The 17,594-nt window shown below is 34.3% G+C and carries 16 protein-coding genes; 9 read left to right on the top strand and 7 right to left on the bottom strand.

Annotated features, from left to right (window positions below):
- Positions 1-13: 13 nt before the first annotated feature.
- The 9 genes from O6P34_RS10025 (at position 14) to O6P34_RS09985 (ending at position 6,961) form a co-directional block, all read left to right on the top strand.
- The gene (locus tag O6P34_RS10025; protein ID WP_269684372.1) at positions 14-319 is read left to right on the top strand and encodes a hypothetical protein; all 306 of its coding nucleotides are present in this window, start codon (positions 14-16) and stop codon (positions 317-319) included.
- A gap of 16 nt (positions 320-335) precedes the next feature.
- On the top strand, positions 336-521 hold the full coding sequence (locus O6P34_RS10020) for a YgaP family membrane protein (RefSeq protein ID WP_269684371.1): 186 nt from the start codon (positions 336-338) through the stop codon (positions 519-521).
- A 205-nt stretch (positions 522-726) separates the two neighbouring features.
- On the top strand, positions 727-1,182 hold the full coding sequence (locus O6P34_RS10015) for a MarR family winged helix-turn-helix transcriptional regulator (protein ID WP_269684370.1): 456 nt from the start codon (positions 727-729) through the stop codon (positions 1,180-1,182).
- Positions 1,183-1,203: 21 nt separating this feature from the next.
- On the top strand, positions 1,204-1,836 hold the full coding sequence (locus tag O6P34_RS10010) for an NAD(P)H-dependent oxidoreductase (protein ID WP_269684369.1): 633 nt from the start codon (positions 1,204-1,206) through the stop codon (positions 1,834-1,836).
- A 28-nt stretch (positions 1,837-1,864) separates the two neighbouring features.
- Positions 1,865-2,431 carry a YceI family protein gene (locus tag O6P34_RS10005; protein ID WP_269684368.1) on the top strand — a complete coding sequence of 189 codons (567 nt, stop codon included), beginning with the start codon at positions 1,865-1,867 and terminating at the stop codon, positions 2,429-2,431.
- Positions 2,432-2,640: 209 nt separating this feature from the next.
- Entirely contained in the window at positions 2,641-3,459 is an 819-nt protein-coding gene (kdsA, locus tag O6P34_RS10000; RefSeq protein ID WP_269684367.1) for a 3-deoxy-8-phosphooctulonate synthase, read from the top strand.
- A 21-nt stretch (positions 3,460-3,480) separates the two neighbouring features.
- Positions 3,481-4,326, top strand: coding sequence for a hypothetical protein (locus tag O6P34_RS09995; protein ID WP_269684366.1), 846 nt, complete (start codon positions 3,481-3,483; stop codon positions 4,324-4,326).
- A 337-nt stretch (positions 4,327-4,663) separates the two neighbouring features.
- Positions 4,664-5,752: a PAS domain-containing sensor histidine kinase gene (locus O6P34_RS09990; protein ID WP_269684365.1), complete on the top strand. Its 1,089-nt coding sequence runs from the start codon at positions 4,664-4,666 to the stop codon at positions 5,750-5,752.
- Positions 5,753-5,878: 126 nt separating this feature from the next.
- Positions 5,879-6,961, top strand: coding sequence for an AI-2E family transporter (locus O6P34_RS09985; RefSeq protein WP_269684364.1), 1,083 nt, complete (start codon positions 5,879-5,881; stop codon positions 6,959-6,961).
- A gap of 55 nt (positions 6,962-7,016) precedes the next feature.
- Here the strand turns inward: O6P34_RS09985 and O6P34_RS09980 are convergent, their stop codons facing one another.
- From O6P34_RS09980 to O6P34_RS09950, 7 genes are all read right to left on the bottom strand, one after another.
- Positions 7,017-8,399 (bottom strand): M20/M25/M40 family metallo-hydrolase, encoded by a 1,383-nt coding sequence (locus O6P34_RS09980; protein ID WP_269686751.1) that lies wholly within the window; start codon positions 8,397-8,399, stop codon positions 7,017-7,019.
- Between the two features lie 105 nt (positions 8,400-8,504).
- Positions 8,505-10,601 (bottom strand): glycoside hydrolase family 97 protein, encoded by a 2,097-nt coding sequence (locus O6P34_RS09975; RefSeq protein ID WP_269684363.1) that lies wholly within the window; start codon positions 10,599-10,601, stop codon positions 8,505-8,507.
- 138 nt (positions 10,602-10,739) lie between these two features.
- The gene (gene bglX, locus O6P34_RS09970; protein ID WP_269684362.1) at positions 10,740-13,040 is read right to left on the bottom strand and encodes a beta-glucosidase BglX; all 2,301 of its coding nucleotides are present in this window, start codon (positions 13,038-13,040) and stop codon (positions 10,740-10,742) included.
- A 3-nt stretch (positions 13,041-13,043) separates the two neighbouring features.
- Positions 13,044-13,742: a carboxylesterase family protein gene (locus O6P34_RS09965; protein ID WP_269684361.1), complete on the bottom strand. Its 699-nt coding sequence runs from the start codon at positions 13,740-13,742 to the stop codon at positions 13,044-13,046.
- A gap of 12 nt (positions 13,743-13,754) precedes the next feature.
- On the bottom strand, positions 13,755-15,140 hold the full coding sequence (locus tag O6P34_RS09960) for a glucoamylase family protein (protein WP_269684360.1): 1,386 nt from the start codon (positions 15,138-15,140) through the stop codon (positions 13,755-13,757).
- 75 nt (positions 15,141-15,215) lie between these two features.
- A complete protein-coding gene (locus O6P34_RS09955; RefSeq protein ID WP_269684359.1) occupies positions 15,216-16,118 on the bottom strand; it encodes a LamG domain-containing protein in 903 nt (300 codons plus the stop codon).
- A 20-nt stretch (positions 16,119-16,138) separates the two neighbouring features.
- Positions 16,139-17,593, bottom strand: a complete 1,455-nt coding sequence (locus O6P34_RS09950; protein WP_269684358.1) for a RagB/SusD family nutrient uptake outer membrane protein — start codon at positions 17,591-17,593, stop codon at positions 16,139-16,141.
- Position 17,594 lies beyond the last annotated feature (1 nt).

Genomic DNA, 17,594 nt, shown 5'->3' with positions numbered 1-17,594 from the left:
TAACTAAAATCTCATGAAACTACTCATCATAACCGCCATTTCAGCATTTGAAAAAGATATCAAAAAAATGTTGAAACAAGCTGAAGTAAAAACCTTTAGTTACAAAGAAGTAAAAGGATATAAAGACATTTCGGAAGAAGCTCTTGAAAACAATTGGTTTGCCAGCGAAATAAACGAAACCGAATCCATCCTTTTTTATGCTTTTGTAAAAAAGGAAAATGTAGATCCGTTATTCGATTTAGTTTCTTCCTTTAATAATAAACAAGAAACGCTATCGCATATTCACATCGCCGTTTTGAACATCGAAAAATCAAATTAATTTAAAATTTATAAACATGAAAAATAGAATTGTAAGAGGCGTTGCCGGAAGTTTTATACTAATCAGTTTACTTTTGGCTATATATGTAAATCAAAATTGGTTGTGGTTTACAGCTTTTGTAGGTGCTAATTTGCTGCAATCTGCTATTACTAAATGGTGTTTGATGGAAACTATTTTAGAAAAATTAGGAGTAAAAGATTAAAATAACACTTCAATCAATATAAAAAGCCGAAACAAATGTTTCGGCTTTTTTATTTTATAAAATTATGATTTACAGATACTTAAATTAAAAAAAGCTTAATCTATTTTTAGAGTTAAAATAATTTTAACAAAAAAATAACGTAACACTTGTATATACAAATATAAAATGTGTTACATTTGTACCAACAAATAAGATTCATAAAGGCATGAAAATTGAAGATATTTTAAAATCAACTGTACCAATGGATAATTCAAAAAAAATTATTCTGAATGTTTTGTATACACAAAATGTAGTTGCAGAAAATTTTAATGAAATATTGAAACCTTATGACATATCGGGCGAACAATATAATGTTTTACGAATTTTAAGGGGACAAAAAGGAAATCCTGCAAATATGTGTATGATACAAGAACGCATGTTGGCAAAAACAAGTAATACAACCCGATTGGTCGATAAATTATTATTAAAAGAATTAGTGACTCGGAAAGTTTGTCCTGAAAACAGACGAAAAATTGAAGTGTTGATTACACAAAAAGGATTAGATGTTTTGAAAGAATTAGATCCAAAAGTAACGCAACATGAAGAGTCTTTTTCAAAAAATTTGAATGCTGAGGAAATTAATTTGTTAAATCAATTGTTAGAAAAATACAGAAATCAATAAAAATAAAACAACAAATACACTATGAATACTTTTTTAGAAAATCAAAATTGGAGATACGCAACAAAGAAATTTGATGCTACAAAAAAAATAACAACAGAGGATTTAAACACTTTGAAAGAAGCCATTCGTTTGAGTTCATCATCTTACGGATTACAACCTTACAAAGTTATCATCGTTGAAAATCCTGAATTAAGAGCTAAAATTCAACCTTCTGCATGGGGACAATCACAAATTGTTGAAGCTTCACACTTAATTATTTTTGCTAATGAAACTAATGTTAACGATATAACAATCGATAGTTATTTAAAAAACATCAGTGAAACCAGAAATACTCCAATTGAAGCTTTAAACGGTTTTGGTGATTTCATGAAATCTAAAATTTCAACTTTACCGGAAGACGTAAAAAATATTTGGACTGCAAAACAAACGTATTTAGCATTAGGAAATCTATTGAATGCTGCTGCTGAATTAAAAATTGATGCTACTCCAATGGAAGGTTTTGTTCCTGCCGAAGTAAACGAGATATTAGGTTTAGAAAAATTAGGTCTTAATGCCACATTAATTGCAACCCTAGGCTATAGACATGATGAGGACGCAACTCAGCACTACAAAAAAGTTAGAAAATCAAACGAAGAATTATTTATTACACTATAATTATTAATTAAATCCAAATTTTAAACACATGAAAAATTTCAAATCAATTGCATTAGCATTAGTAGTAGTTTTATCTACTTTATCAGTAACAGCTCAAACTAAAAAAGTAGATGCAGCAAACAGTTCAATCAACTGGGTTGGTAAAAAAGTTACCGGACAACACAACGGAACAGTAAATCTTAAATCAGGTACAATCGTTTTCAAAGGAAAAAAATTAACAGGTGGAACTTTTGTTGTAGACATGACTTCATTGACTGCTACTGATCTTCAAGGAGAATGGCAAGGAAAATTAAACGGACACTTGAAAGCAGATGACTTTTTTGGAACTGAAAAATTCCCAACTGCAACTTTAGTTTTCAAAAAAATAGCTACTAAAGGAGCTAATTTATATGCTGTAACTGCTGATTTAACAATTAAAGGTATTACTAAACCAGTTACTTTTGATTTAGCTACAACTGCTAATACTGCTACAACTAAATTCAATGTTGACAGAACTAAATACGATATTAAATACAATTCTAAATCATTTTTCGAAAGCATTGGAGACAAAGCAATTTATGATGATTTTGAATTAGAAGTTGCTTTGAAATTCTAATATTTTCATAATAATATACAAAACCCCATCAAGTAATTGTTGGGGTTTGTCTTTTAGCAGAGCAACGGATATCAAAAAAAGGGCTAATTACAAGGCAATTTATTTTTAATTCTTAATTTTAAGTCTTTCTAAAACTCAAAATTATTGTTAAATCTTAATTCCTAATTCCTAATTCCTAACTACATTTGCACTTTCAAAAAACATCCTTTATGAACATACAACAAATTCCACAGATCAAACATACAGAAAGCGGTAATTTCTTTCTACTTGCCGGACCATGCGCTATTGAAGGCGAAGAAATGGCATTGCGAATTGCAGAAAAATTAGTTGGCATTACCGATAAACTAGAAATTCCATTCGTTTTCAAAGGTTCTTTCAAAAAAGCAAATCGCTCCAGAATTGATAGTTTCTCCGGAATTGGTGATGAAAAAGCACTTCAAATTCTTAGAAAAGTATCTGAAACTTTTGGTGTTCCGACCGTTACTGATATTCATACCAATGAAGATGCTGTTATGGCTGCAGAATATGTTGATGTATTGCAAATTCCGGCTTTCTTAGTTCGCCAAACGGATTTAGTTGTGGCTGCGGCCAATACCGGAAAAGTGGTAAACTTGAAAAAAGGACAATTCATGAGTCCTGAAAGTATGAAACATGCTGTACAAAAAGTATTGGATTGTAACAACCAAAATGTAATGGTTACGGATCGTGGAACTATGTTTGGCTACCAAGATATGATTGTTGATTTTAGAGGAATTCCTACTATGCAACAATACGCGACAACGGTTCTTGATGTAACACATTCGTTACAACAACCGAATCAAACTGCCGGTGTAACTGGCGGAAGACCTGATATGATTGAAACTATTGCCAAAGCAGGAATAGCAGTAGGCGTTGACGGAATTTTTATTGAAACTCATTTTGATCCGGCTAATGCCAAAAGTGACGGAGCAAACATGTTACATTTAGATTATTTTGAAGCTTTAATGACAAAATTAGTTGCCATCAGAAAAACAATAAATCAATTTTAAGATTAAAACAATTACAATTCGTTGAAACCTATTTTTTTATCTTTTTCGTTACTAATACTTTTATTTACAACTAACGTTTTTTCACAAGAACAATTAAAAATTCAAGATAAATACACTGCCCAAAACAAAGGAAAATTCTTTATTACATGGGGAGGAAACAGAGAAACATATTCTAAATCGGATGTAACATTTCGTGGGAAAGATTATAATTTTACGCTAGAAAACATTCAGGCGCATGATAAACCAAAAGGCTGGCATATTGATTATATCAATCCGGTCAAAATGACAATTCCTCAAACTAACTTTAGATTAGGTTATTTTGTAAATGATCATTACAGCATAACCATTGGCGTAGATCACATGAAATATGTAATGTTTCAAGACAGAACGGTCAATATAACTGGGAACTATCCTGATGCAGGAACTTATGGAGAAATTTTGCCAGACAATCAAGTTTTGTTGACAGAAGATTTTTTGACTTACGAACATACGGATGGTTTAAATTACATCAATACCGAATTTTCAAGACATGATGATATTTCATCTGTCTTTAAAATAAAAAATACCGACAAAATCCAAGTCAATTTAACCGAGGGTTTTGGAGTTGGGTTCCTTTATCCAAAAACAAATACCAAGCTACTAGGAAAAGAACGCCATGATGATTTTCACATTTCGGGTTATGGTACTTCTCTTAAAGCAGGATTAAACATCACCTTCTTCAAGCATTTTTATATTCAGGGCGAATTAAAAGGAGGTTACATCAACATGCCTGACATTCGCACCACAATAAGTGCCGAAGACAGTGCGTCTCAAGATTTTTTCTTCTTTCAAAAAATCATTGCTTTTGGAGGGATTTTCAAAATTTAATTTTTGCAAATACATTTTTATAAAGGCTGTCTATTTTTGGCAGCCTTTTTTTTCCTCATAACAAAATAAATTGTTAGCCTAACCTTTTATAACAATTTGTTTTATGATAATGGGCTGTTATATGATATTTTATTGCTAAATTAGACAACAAAAATAAGTATTGTTTAAAATATATTTAAAAAACGAGCTGTTTAAAAATTCAAAAAACAAACTTGTTTTATTTACAGTAAAAATGACAAACTTAAAATCTATAATCTTTTATTAAAAATTGTTCGCATACAAAACGAATTCGCTTTTACTCAGCATAAAAACAACAGCCCCTTTTTCTGAAGAAAAAATGACAAAAAATTCCAATCATAACATAGGCGACAATTATAAATTCGAACATTTTTTTGAATTATCGGCAGATTTATTTTGTATCGCCGGATTTGATGGTTATTTAAAACGAATAAATCCTGCTGTGTCTAAGTTATTAGGGTATACCAATGAGGAATTGCTGTCAAGACCTATCAGTGATTTTATTTATCATGAAGACAAAACTATTACAGCGAAGCATCGTGATGACTTAATAAAAAGCAATCCTCTCTTAAATTTTGAAAATCGTTATTTGACAAAAAGCGGTGAAATTGTTTGGTTGTCCTGGACTTCTATGCCCGTAGAAAATGATCAATTAGTCTTTGCCATCGCCAAAAACATTACACATAAAAAGAAACAGGAAGAAGAACGCAATTTACTGCTGACCAATCTCACAAAAAACAATAAAGATTTAAAACAATTAACCTATACTAACTCCCACGATTTAAGATCTCCGGTAAATAATTTGCTCGCTATATTTAATATTTTAGACATTTCAAAAATCACTGATACCGAAACACTTGAGTTGATAGATATGCTAAAATCAACTAGCGAAAGTCTGAAGCAAACCCTGAATAATTCAATAGATACTTTAACACAAAAAGAAATTGAGAATTCAAATATTGAAGTTTTAGACCTAAATGAATGCTTACAAACCGTATTGCGTTCCATTGGCTCATTAATTGTAAACTCAAAAGCAGTAATTAATATTGATTTTTTCGAGGTAGAAACGATTCAATTTAATAAAGTATATCTGGAAAGTATTTTCTTAAATTTGATTACCAATTCTATAAAATACGCCAAACCCGATTCTGAAACAATAATTTCTATTTATTCTAAAAAAGTAAACGGAATTAACCAATTAATTGTTTCTGATACCGGAATGGGTTTTGACATGGAAGTTGTGAAAGATAAAATTTTCGGATTACATCAAAAGTTTCACAACCACATTGACAGCAAAGGAATTGGACTGTATTTAGTCTACAACCATGTCACGAGTTTAGGTGGCCATATTACCGTAGAAAGTAAAATAAACGAAGGAGCAAAATTTACAATTTCATTTAAGGATTAAATCCAAAATACAACTGTTTAAATCAAAATCTGTTTATCATAAATTCACAAATTTGAAGATTTCCGTTTAGTAAGAAAAGAATAAAGGCATTGCAAAATATATAATTGTTGTTAATTTAAAACTATTATGAAAGCAAAAACACCCGTTTCTCCATATTCAAACAGTCCTTTTTCAACCCTTGAAATACTTCAATTTACGGTCCTGACAGCCTTTATCCTTTATTTTGGAAAAACTCTATTTATTCCGCTTAGTTTTTCGTTACTCATCAGTTTTATCCTTTATCCTGTCTGCAAATGGATAGAAAAAAAAGGAACATCGCAAAGCATAGCAATTGCCATTACTCTTTTTGCAGTCACGTTGTTCTTTGCACTTTTTATTTACTTGCTGATTGTTCAAATAACTGCCTTTTCGAATGAATGGGAACCGTTCAAAATAAAACTCTTAGAAGCCATAAATCAATTGAGTGATTTTCTTGCTGAACGTTTCAATATTAGTACCGAAAAACAATTGGATTTACTCAAAAACTCCATTAATAATTCTGGTTCACAATTAATTGCATTTTTAAGAGCCATTGCATATTCTTTCTCTGAATCGGTATTTTTCATTCTGATTATCCCCGTATTTTCAGCACTAATTCTTTACCATCGTCAACTACTGGCCAATACTTTATATCAAATATTTCCAGCTGACAAAAAGGGAACCATTCATGAAATTTTGATAGAAACGATTCATGCCTATTACAATTTCATCAAAGGAATGTTAGTTGTGTATTTAACGGTTGGACTTTTAAACAGTATTGGATTACTGATTATTGGCGTGCCGCATCCTTTTCTATTTGGTTTTATTGCTTCCATTTTGACTTTTATTCCTTATGTCGGAATTATGATTTCATCACTCCTTCCCATTGCCGTTTCTTGGATTACTTTCAATTCTATTTGGTATCCGCTTGGAGTAATTTTGGTTTTCTCTGTTGTTCAGGCTTTAGAGGCGTATATTATATTTCCTTTTGCGGTAGGCAGTCGCTTAAAAATTAATACACTTGTCATTATCATTATGATAACTGCTGGTGGAATTTTATGGGGAGCCGCCGGAATGATTTTATTTATTCCGTTTATTAGTATTATAAAATTAATAGCCGACCGAACTGAAGGTCTGAAAACACTATCGTTGCTACTAGGCGATGGAAATCATGAAAAAAGAAAAACCTAATCAAAAAAAAACTGCAAGCCTTAACTTGCAGTTTGTATATTGGTCTAAAATGAACTTAATTACTCTTTTCGATACCATTTTGATCCATTAAATACATTAGTGAAGCCATTGTTGCTGCGCCTAATTCTAATTCTCTTTTATTAATGGCATCAAATGTATCATTTGAAGCATGATGATAATCAAAATATCGTTGTGAATCTGGTTTCAAACCTGCTTTTACAAGTGTTTTTGATGTCAACGGCGCAATGTCTGAACCACCGTGTCCTTTCACAAAACTATGAATCAGATAGGGTTCGAACAGGTATTTCCAACTCACTATTTTATTAAAATTAGCATCATCGGTTTCAAAAGAAAAACCTCTTGGACTAAATCCTCCCGAATCACTTTCTAAAGCAAAAATGTGGTTTTCATGATTTGTTTTCGCTAATTCTTCGTATTTGGCTCCGCCTCTTCCTCCATTTTCTTCATTCATAAAAAGAACTACACGGATAGTGTTTTTAGGTTTGTATCCAATATTTTTTAGGATTTTCAAGACTTCCATACTTTGAACTACTCCTGCTCCATCATCATGTGAACCATCGGCTAAATCCCAAGAATCTAAATGTCCGCCAACAATCATAATCTTTTCCGGATGCTCACTGCCTTTTATTTCTCCAATGACATTATAAGACAAAACATCCTCCATTTGCTTGCAGGATTGTTTAAAATAGAATTGCAGTTTTGGATTCTCTTTTAATGTTTTACTCAATAATTCAGCCCCATTTGTACTAATAGCAGCAGTCGGAATATAATCTGATTTTGGAATATCACCATAACTTTGAGTTCCGGTATGCGGAAAATCGTCCAATCTTAAATTCATAGAGCGAACAATAGTTCCTACAGCTCCATACTTTGAAGCTTCCATCGCTCCGGCATATCTTTGGTCCACACAACCTCCATAGGATTTGAATGTTTCAATATTTTCAGGATCCATTGGTCTATTGAAAAACACAATTTTACCTTTTATTTTACTTCCTAAGCTTTCTAACTCCGCAATAGTATGTACTTCAATAACTTCGGCTGTAAGTCCATTTTTTGGCGTGGCAACAGAACCTCCCAAAGCACAAATTGGCACGTTCATTTTTGTTTTATAATTCAAAATATAAGCCGTTTCTTTTTCACCCCGAACCCATTTTGGAACCATTACTTCTTGAAGATAAACCTTATCTAACCCCAGTGTTTCCAATTGAGATTTAGTATATTGAACTGCTTTTTCGGCATTGGCAGAACCGGATAATCGCGGACCGATGTCATTAGACAAATAGTCTAACCAAGTATAACATTTAGCATTAGTTAATGCTGCTTTGTAAATTTCTTTAAACGTTTGCTCGTTATTGGTCTGTGCGATAAGACTAATTCCATTAAGAAACAGGACTGCTAAATAGATACCTTTTTTTATCATAATTATTTAAATTTATTAGTATGGCACTTCAATTATATTTTAATAGTATTAACTCTAAAAAAAATCCTGCAAGTTTTGAAACACTTGCAGGATATGATTTAATTATTTAATCGGTTCAAAGCTTATCGCTGTTCCTCCTCCTGGTGCCAAATTCAAATTGATTTTTGATTTATTTGTAACCACTATCGTTCTTATTTTGTAAGCGATAGGATTTTTTTGCCAATCGGCATCTTTTGCATCTTCATAAATTATGGCTTTGTATTTTTGGCCTTTTGTTAAGAAGTCTAATTTTATTTCTGATTTTCTGGCGTTTTCATCTGTAATGGCACCAAGAAACCAAGATTGTTTTCCTTTTGCTTTTCTGACAATCGTCAAGAAATCTCCCGGCTCTGCTTGGAGCACTTTGGAATCATCCCAATCAACCGCAACGTCTTTGATAAATTGAAAGGCATCTGGGTATTTCTCATAATTTTCTAATAAATCTGCCGCCATCTGAATAGGAGAATACATCGTCACATATAAAGCTAATTGTTTGGCTAAAGTCGTGTGAACTTGCTCCGTTTTGTTTTTATCATAATAGCTCATTTTGATTTCAAAGATACCCGGTGTATAATCCATTGGGCCTCCCAATAATCTTGTGAATGGCAAAATCGTTTCGTGCATTGGCGGATTTCCAACACTCCATGCATTGAATTCATTACCACGAGCAGCTTCGGCAGCAACATAATTTGGATACGTTCTACTGTAACCTGTTGGTCTTGAAGATTCGTGAGAATTCAACATCATTTTATTATCTGCAAATCGTCTGGCAACAAAATTAAAATGATTCACCATCGATTGCCCGTCATGAAATTCACCACGCGGAATTATTTTGCCAACATAACCTGTTTTTGCAGCTGGATAATTGTACTTTTTCATTAATTCTAAAGCGCGGTCTAAATGTCTTTCATAATTACCCACTGAACCTGATGTTTCATGATGCATAATCATTTTGACATTTTTTTCTTTGGCGTAAGCCGAAATTGCAGCCAAATCAAAATCCGGATACGGTGTTGTGAAATCAAAAACATCTTCTTTCCAGTTGCCTGACCAATCTTCCCAACCTACATTCCAACCTTCAACTAAAACCCCGTCAAAACCATTTTTGGCAGCAAAATCAATATAACGTTTCGTGTTTTCTGTAGTAGCGCCATGTCTTCCTGATGATTCTAATTTGGTTCCAAAGTTCGTTGCATTTTGTGATCCGGCATAATCCCAAGTTGATTTACCAACGTGCATTTCCCACCAAATCCCGACATATTTCATAGGTTTAATCCAAGACGTATCATCAATTTTTGAAGGTTCGTTTAAGTTCAAAATCATTCTGGAACCTACAATATCTCTGGCGTCATCACTTACCATTATCGTTCTCCAAGGTGAAACGCAAGGCGCTTGCAAATAAGCTTTATCTCCAATCGCGTTTGGAACTAATTGTGCTTTGAGTTTGTAATTGGTCACATCGGCATTCAAATGCATTACCGGATAATTCACAACCGCTGCTTCAAAAATATTAAGATAAACTCCAGATGGTGATTTCATCATCAAAGGCGTTTGAACCATGTATTTTCCCGGAATCGATTTTACTCCAATTCCGTTATTCATGTTTATTTTTGAATTATCAATTTCAGATAATTTCGTTTCGTTGTACTCGTATTCGTTGCTGTCAAAATCTCCTGGAAGCCAGAAAACTTTGTTATTTTCGGTCAAATTAAATTGAGTAACCTCATCAGAAATAATGAAATAATTTAGTTCAGCCTGTCTTGGAAAATCATATCTAAAAGCAACCCCTTCATCAAAAACTCTAAAAATGATATTCATTTTAACTTTAGATTCTTTGCTAATTAGCGACACCGTTAATTCATTGTAATGATTTACAATCGATGCTTGTTCGCCTAAAACAGGTTTCCAAGACTCGTTGAAAGTAGCGGTTTTTGAATCCAATATTTCAAAATTGGCATCTAAAGCCGGTTTTTCCTTTAATTTTATTCCTAAAGCACTTTCCAGAACAACTGCTTTATTTTTATAATTTACGGAATAAACGGGTTGTCCGTTACTTGCTAATTTGAAGTTTACGGCAATTTTACCGGAAGGCGACTGAACACTTTGAGCGCTCAATACACTTAAGGTAAAAAGGAATAAAAGAGAAAATAAATGTTTCATTTGGTTTGGTTTTTTTAATGGACGAATATAGTTAAAATCTATATTTTATTAAGCCTCAAGCGCCACAAATATTCGTTTTTTTGTTAAAAAACCCTTCAGTATTTAACTGAAGGGTTTCACCAAATAAACTAACCAAATTTACTTAATCAACTCAAAAGTTACCATCTTGTCCGCATCTGAATTTGTGCCTACAAAAACTTGAAAAGCTCCCGGTTCAGCAATAAATTGCAAATCCGAGTTATAAAATTTCAGTTCTTCAACAGAAATATCAAAAGTCACTGTTTGTTTTTCTCCTTTTTTCAGGGCTATTTTTTGAAAGCCTTTCAGTTCTTTAATTGGTCTGGTAACAGAACCAACCAAGTCTCTGATGTACAATTGTACGACTTCTTTTCCGTCAAAATTTCCAGTATTGGTAACGTCAACGCTAACGGTTACTTTGTCAGTAACAGTCATTTTATCCGAAGATATTTTTAGATTCGAATATTCAAAAGTGGTATAACTCAATCCGAAACCAAAAGGAAATAATGGTTCATTTCTCAAGTCAATATAATTAGATTTGAATTTTTCGAATTTCCCCTCTTTGTTGCCAAGTGGTCTTCCCGTATTTTTTTGACTGTAATAAATAGGCAGCTGTCCTACACTTCTTGGAAAAGTAGCCGTTAATTTACCCGAAGGATTTTCATCTCCAAATAAAACATCGGCAATAGCAGTACCCGCTTCACTTCCTGCAAACCAAGCATCTAAAATGGCTGGAACGGTCTCGTTTTCTTGGTTTAAAACCAACGGACGTCCATTAAATAAAACCAAAACAACCGGTTTTCCTGTTTTTAATAATTCTTGCAATAAGTCTTTTTGAGCCTGCGGAATTTCTAGATTCGTTCTGCTACTGCTTTCTCCGGACATTTCTGCTGATTCACCAAGCGCTGCAACAATCACATCCGATTGATTGGCTACTTTCAAGGCTTCCGCCAATAATTCAGCCGAAGTTCTGTTATCGCGATGCAAGGTTTTCCCGAACATGGTGGCTTTTTCTTCGAAAGCGGCATCATAATCTAAATTGCTTCCTTTGGCGTAAAGTACATTCGTTGCACTTCCGGCTACTTCTTTGATTCCAGCTACTAATGAAATTGATTTTTCCATGTTTGTAGCCACACTCCAAGTTCCTGCCATATTCTCTTTGGCTTCAGCCAATGGACCAATAACAGCAATAGTTCCTGATTTTTTCAAAGGCAACAACTGATTTTGATTCTTTAATAAAACCAATGATTGTGAGGCAATTTTTCTGGCTTCTGCTCTGTGATTGTTCGTGAAAATTTCAGTTTTAGCTCTTTTTACATCACAATATTTATACGGATCTTGAAACAATCCTAAATCATATTTGGCATTCAAAATAAGACGAACCGCATTGTCAATTTGTTCGATGCTTACCTTTTTCTCGTCTAATGATTTTTTCAAAGTAGTCAAAAATCCTTCGCCCACCATATCCATTTCAACTCCAGCATTTAATGCCAAAGCGGAGACGGTTTGCAAATCGCCCATTCCGTGTTCCGTCATTTCTGGAATCCCAGTAAAATCAGTAACCACAAATCCTTTAAACCCCCATTGTTTTCTCAATACATCGGTCATTAACCATTTGTTTCCAGTTGCAGGAATTCCGTCAATTTCGTTGAAAGAAGCCATTGCCGAACCTACACCTGCATCAACAGCAGCTTTGTAAGGTGGAAAATAATCGTTAAACATCCTGATGTGACTCATATCAACCGTATTGTAATCACGTCCTGCTTCTGGCGCTCCATACAAAGCAAAATGTTTTACACAGGCTAAAATGGTATTGTTTTTTGACAAATCATTTTGTTGGTATCCAATGACCATCGCTTTGGCAATTTGACTTCCCAAAAACGGATCTTCACCCGAACCTTCAGAAACTCTTCCCCAACGAGGGTCACGAGAAATATCAACCATAGGTGAAAAAGTCCAATTAATTCCATCTGAACTCGCTTCCTTTGCAGCAATTTGGGCACTTCTTTCTATCAGTTTCATGTCCCAACTGCAGGATAATCCAAGCGGAATTGGGAATGTAGTTTCATACCCGTGAATGACGTCCATCCCAAAAAGTAATGGAATTTTCAATCGGCTTTTTTCAACAGCAATTCGCTGAACTTCTTTTATTTTCTGAACTGATTTGATGTTGAATAAACCTCCAACTTTACCTTCTTCGATATTTTTAGCCACATTAGAACTATTGGCTGCACCCGTTGTAATATCGCCTGAAGTAGGTAAGTTTAACTGTCCGATTTTTTCATCCAAAGTCATTTTAGATAATAACTCAGAGACAAATTCAGTTTTAGGTTTAATTTTAACTGCTTTCTTATTTTCCTTTTTTTGGCTGTAGCCAAGGACTGAAAAACTAAGTAGTATTAGTATTAATTTCGTATTCATTTGTTATTTTTTTATTTGTTGAAACATCCAATCATAAATTTCTTGGTTGTCATATACCCGTGACCAACTGTCGTGATTAGCGTCATCAAAGAGCGTTAATTGAACATTGGCGTTACAGCTTTTTAATTTTTTATAGATTGTAACAGAATAATCGGCATTTACTACATCGTCTAATAAACCATGAAAAATTTGGGTTGGAATATCCTTTATTTTACAGTCTTCAATCATTGGAACCCGATCTACAAATCCTGCAATGGGCACTAAAGCCGCGAAGGTTTCAGGATGTGCAAAAGCCAGATTCCAGGCTCCCCAACCGCCCATACTAAGGCCTGTAAGATAAATTCTGTTGCTGTCGATGTTGTTCTCTTTTTGAATTTTCAGAATCAAACGGTACAATACTTCTTCGTTCCAATATTCATTCTCCGGACATTGTGGTGCCAAAACATAGGCATCGAGTTCGTGGGTTTTTAAATATTTAAAAGGTCCGTGAACTTTCACTTTTTCGATATCCGTTCCTTTTTCACCGGAACCGTGAAGAAAAATAATTAAAGGCTTTTTTTCTTTGGTATTTTCCGGAATATGTAAAGCGTACCCCAATTCGTATTTCTGAACGATTTCGGTTTTTATTTTTCCGTTTACATCACTTTGTCCAAAAGAAACAATGGAAAATAATAGCGTGATTACTGCTAACTTACATTTCATCTGATTTTTATTTTAAAATCCATATTGAGTGGATGAAAAACCTAATGTTTTTAAGCCCACTTTTACTTCTGGTGCCTGCATAAACAGTTTCCAAATTAATCCAGTACGATGGTTCTCAATCATTGGAACAATTGTTCCTTGATCAATAGCTAAATAACGTGGCGTTACCCAATTATAATGCGGCGAAAAGGCATCATACGGTCCGGCAACTCCCACTAAAGTGCTCTTTTTTTCATCGTACAGATAATGTAAAAATTTCATGCTTTCAACAGGTGTAAAAGGGAAAGAAGACAAAGCTGCCGTTGGCGAAATTACTCCAGTATCATTCAAGGGTTGGTGTGCTGTATATCCGGTGCTACCATCCGTATTTCTGGTATAACTTGCTGTAAGTCCCCAACATTTATCGGAATAACCCGTCCATTGTTTTGGATTGGCAATACAGTATTTATTGATGATTTTAGAATGGTTTTGTGTCAATGTCCAATAATTAGCATACGCATCCGTTAATCCGCGAGGATCCATTCCCAAATACGAATATTGGGACCAAAACAAAGGACCAACATTTCCTGTAGCGCCATTATAATTTAAAACTACCGGCAAACCATATTGAGAACTTCCGTTTACAATAGCTCCATTACGAGCCCAAGCTTCATGATAAGCAGCGGCAGGTATTGGATGTGTTGGCGAAGCAGCTCCCAAAACATAAGTAATTAAACATTCGTTGTAACCTTCTAATTTGAAATTCATTTCCCAACCGTAGTTTGGAGACCAATGCCAGTACATCGCGTTTTCTCCTTTGGTGTACCAATCCCATTCTACACCTTTCCATAAATCATCTGCTTTGGCAGCGAGTGCTTTCTCTTTTGTATTTCCGTTTTTAAAATATTCTCTAACCGTTAATAATCCTTGACATAAAAAGGAAGTTTCAACGATATCTCCACCATTATCCTTTGTTCCAAAAGGAATTACTTTTCCCGTTGTACCGTTTATCCAATGCGACCATGCGCCATGAAATCGATCTGCATTTTCCAAAAAAGTCAATGCTGTTGTAAGACGAGAAACAGCTTCTGTTCTAGAAACAAAACCTCGTTCTACACCTACAACAAGTGTCATTAACCCAAATCCGGAACCTCCAGTTGTAATAACATTAGCTTCAAAACCAGGATCATCAGTAAGATAGCGTTCTCTGGCTAATTTTGAATTGGTTTCTGCATATTCCCAGAAATATTTGATAGCATCTTTTTGAACTTGATCTAACACTTCGGCATCCGTTAAAGGAACTACAGGTGTTGTTGGAGTTGTAGGTAATGGCGTACCACTGCCTTTTCCTTCAGGAGATGAGGATGAACAAGATATAAAAAGGTTCAAAAAAATTAGTACGTATAAGTAGCTTTTCATTTTTTATAAAATAAAGGCATTAATAATTAAAAAACACACCTGATTTTCAGAAAACCAGGTGTGTAAAAGAACCTTCTATCTGTTGTCTTTTTCTAATTTATATAAAGCAACAACTTCATTATCAGAAAGCGCCGCATTATAAATTCTAAACTCATCCATCATACCTGTATAATTCAACATCCAACCATCTGGAGCGCCCCATGGAGCACCTAAATGTTGTTGATATCCACCAATAATGAATTTTGAAACATTTGAATTAGCCAAGTCTCCATACCCAACTCCTCCGGTAAGAGGATCACTTGCGTATCTCTTACTTATTGATGTAGGTAAATCAAGCTTTTGCCCATCAATGTACATGCTGTAAGTAGAGCTGGCTCCGCTATAAGTCCATACTACATGTTTCCATGTTCCAAACATATTTTTCAAAAGATTGTCTCCTGTATGTTCTATAAATTGACCTGACCATGCAATACTTGGAGTTACATCTTTTTGAACGTGATTTTTCATTAACATTGTTGCTGCTGGACCTGTACCTTCAACCAAAGAGAAAATATTTCCCCAGAAATCAGTTGTTTTGGGCAACATAAATAGTGATTGTGCGCCTCCTGTGTGTGGGTTAGTATTAATCCACATAGAAACAGTTATGCTTTTTACATCAACCAAAGAATTTGCTACAGTACTATAAGCGATAAAAGAACTTGTAGAACCTTTATAAGCCAAGCCTTTGATTCCGTTTCCATAAGTTACATTAGTTCCTACTCCGCCGGTTATTCCGTTTTTTGAATCTGAAATATTATCTTCAAAACTGAATTTGCTAATTAAATTAGCGGCCGCAACATCATCTGAACTTTCATACCCTCCAATTGCTTCATAAGCAATTGGGGCATTAACTTTATCTATACTGTCCTCGTTACAGCTCACAAAAAATTGTGAAACCAAAACAGAAGCAAATAAGAAAATATATTTATTTTTTTTCATTTTTACTGTTTTTTAAAAAATTAATACCCAGGATTTTGTGTTGATAATCCACCTGTTTGTGCAATGAAAGCTTGTGGTAATGGAAACAATTCATGTTTACCGGTAACAAATGTTTTTCCGTCAACGGCAAAAGCAGCTTGAGCTTGACCTGTTCTAACTAAGTCAAAGAATCTATCATGTTCCATTGCCATTTCTACTCTTCTTTCTTTCCAGATTGCAGTTCTCACGTCACCTTGCGAAACAGCAGTTGTGTTTGCTAATCCCGCTCTTGTTCTAATTTGGTTCAACAAAGGAATAGCCTCAGTAGTTTGTCCTAATTCGTTTAATGCTTCGGCTTTCATCAATAATACTTCAGCATATCTCAAATATTTGATATTTGTATCGGTTTCCCAACCATCTGTAAAAGCAGAAGAATACGCTTTATAATTGTATCTCGGATTTTCAACCGTTAATGGCACTACTCTGCCATCGTATAATGTAGTTCCTGCAAAAATGATAGTTGCCCCTTTTCGAACATCCCCTTCTTCATAAGCGTTTACTAAACTTACTGATGGTGTATTGAAACCCCAACCCCAACCACCGGCACCACGAGCACCTTGTGTATTAGAATATCCTGAGATTCCTTTGGCCGGAACAGAACCTGTACCTTGAATTTCAAAAATAGATTCAGCGTCATTTTCTCCGGCTAATCTATACATGGAAGCATAATCTGAAACAATAGAATATCCTGTAACCAAATTACAGTTGTCTACTACTTTTTGCCAATTTTCTTGGTATAAATTTATTTTTGCCAACAAAGCATAAGCAGCACCTTTTGAAGCTCTTCCTCTTTCTGAAGTCGGGTATGCTGATTTGTTTGGTAAAGCAACAATAGCATCATTCAAATCATTTTCGATATAAGCATATACTTCTTCGCTTGATTTACGGGTTAGTTGCATCACTCTGTCTTCTTCAGAAGATGGGTTTGGCAAATGATCAATAATCGGAACACCACCATAAGTTTTTACCAAAGTAAAATACATAAAAGCTCTCAAGAATTTAGCTTCGCCCAATAATCGTGCACGCAAAGCCGAATCTGCTTTGTCTAATTGCGGGATAATACTTAGCGCTTGATTGCATCTGTTAATTCCTTCGTAATTAGCGGCAAAAATCTCACTTGTAGATGGCGTTGAAGCATTATAAGTCAAAGCATCCATTAAATCTTTATCGGAACCGGTATCTCCAGGAGATGAACCTTTATCAGCATCATCTGAAGCAATGCTTGACAACCCAATCCAAGAAAAGGAAGTCATGTTCCAATCTAAAAATTTACTGTAGATTGCGGTTACAAAAGTGGCTGCTCCTTCATCATTATTGAATAATTCAATATCTTTTGTAGAAATAGATTCCGTTTGGTCTACATCTAAATAATCGTTTGAACATCCTGAGAAAAAGTAGGCGGATAGCGCAAACATTGATATATATATCTTTTTCATT

This window comes from Flavobacterium lacustre (assembly GCF_027474525.2).
In the GTDB taxonomy this organism is placed as follows: Bacteria; Bacteroidota; Bacteroidia; order Flavobacteriales; family Flavobacteriaceae; genus Flavobacterium; species Flavobacterium lacustre.
Note: the sequence above shows the minus strand (reverse complement) of the source record. Positions and strands in the feature narration are given on the sequence as shown.

Bases quoted from the DNA above. Each gene is read 5' to 3' on its own strand.
- bglX (WP_269684362.1), bottom strand. From the start codon at position 13,040: ATGAATACGAAATTAATACTAATACTACTTAGTTTTTCAGTCCTTGGC.
- O6P34_RS09955 (WP_269684359.1), bottom strand. From the start codon at position 16,118: ATGAAAAAAAATAAATATATTTTCTTATTTGCTTCTGTTTTGGTTTCA.
- O6P34_RS10020 (WP_269684371.1), top strand. From the start codon at position 336: ATGAAAAATAGAATTGTAAGAGGCGTTGCCGGAAGTTTTATACTAATC.
- O6P34_RS10005 (WP_269684368.1), top strand. From the start codon at position 1,865: ATGAAAAATTTCAAATCAATTGCATTAGCATTAGTAGTAGTTTTATCT.
- O6P34_RS09965 (WP_269684361.1), bottom strand. From the start codon at position 13,742: ATGAAATGTAAGTTAGCAGTAATCACGCTATTATTTTCCATTGTTTCT.
- O6P34_RS09960 (WP_269684360.1), bottom strand. From the start codon at position 15,140: ATGAAAAGCTACTTATACGTACTAATTTTTTTGAACCTTTTTATATCT.
- O6P34_RS09975 (WP_269684363.1), bottom strand. From the start codon at position 10,601: ATGAAACATTTATTTTCTCTTTTATTCCTTTTTACCTTAAGTGTATTG.
- O6P34_RS10010 (WP_269684369.1), top strand. From the start codon at position 1,204: ATGAATACTTTTTTAGAAAATCAAAATTGGAGATACGCAACAAAGAAA.
- O6P34_RS09950 (WP_269684358.1), bottom strand. From the start codon at position 17,593: ATGAAAAAGATATATATATCAATGTTTGCGCTATCCGCCTACTTTTTC.
- O6P34_RS09985 (WP_269684364.1), top strand. From the start codon at position 5,879: ATGAAAGCAAAAACACCCGTTTCTCCATATTCAAACAGTCCTTTTTCA.
- O6P34_RS10025 (WP_269684372.1), top strand. From the start codon at position 14: ATGAAACTACTCATCATAACCGCCATTTCAGCATTTGAAAAAGATATC.
- kdsA (WP_269684367.1), top strand. From the start codon at position 2,641: ATGAACATACAACAAATTCCACAGATCAAACATACAGAAAGCGGTAAT.
- O6P34_RS09990 (WP_269684365.1), top strand. From the start codon at position 4,664: ATGACAAAAAATTCCAATCATAACATAGGCGACAATTATAAATTCGAA.
- O6P34_RS10015 (WP_269684370.1), top strand. From the start codon at position 727: ATGAAAATTGAAGATATTTTAAAATCAACTGTACCAATGGATAATTCA.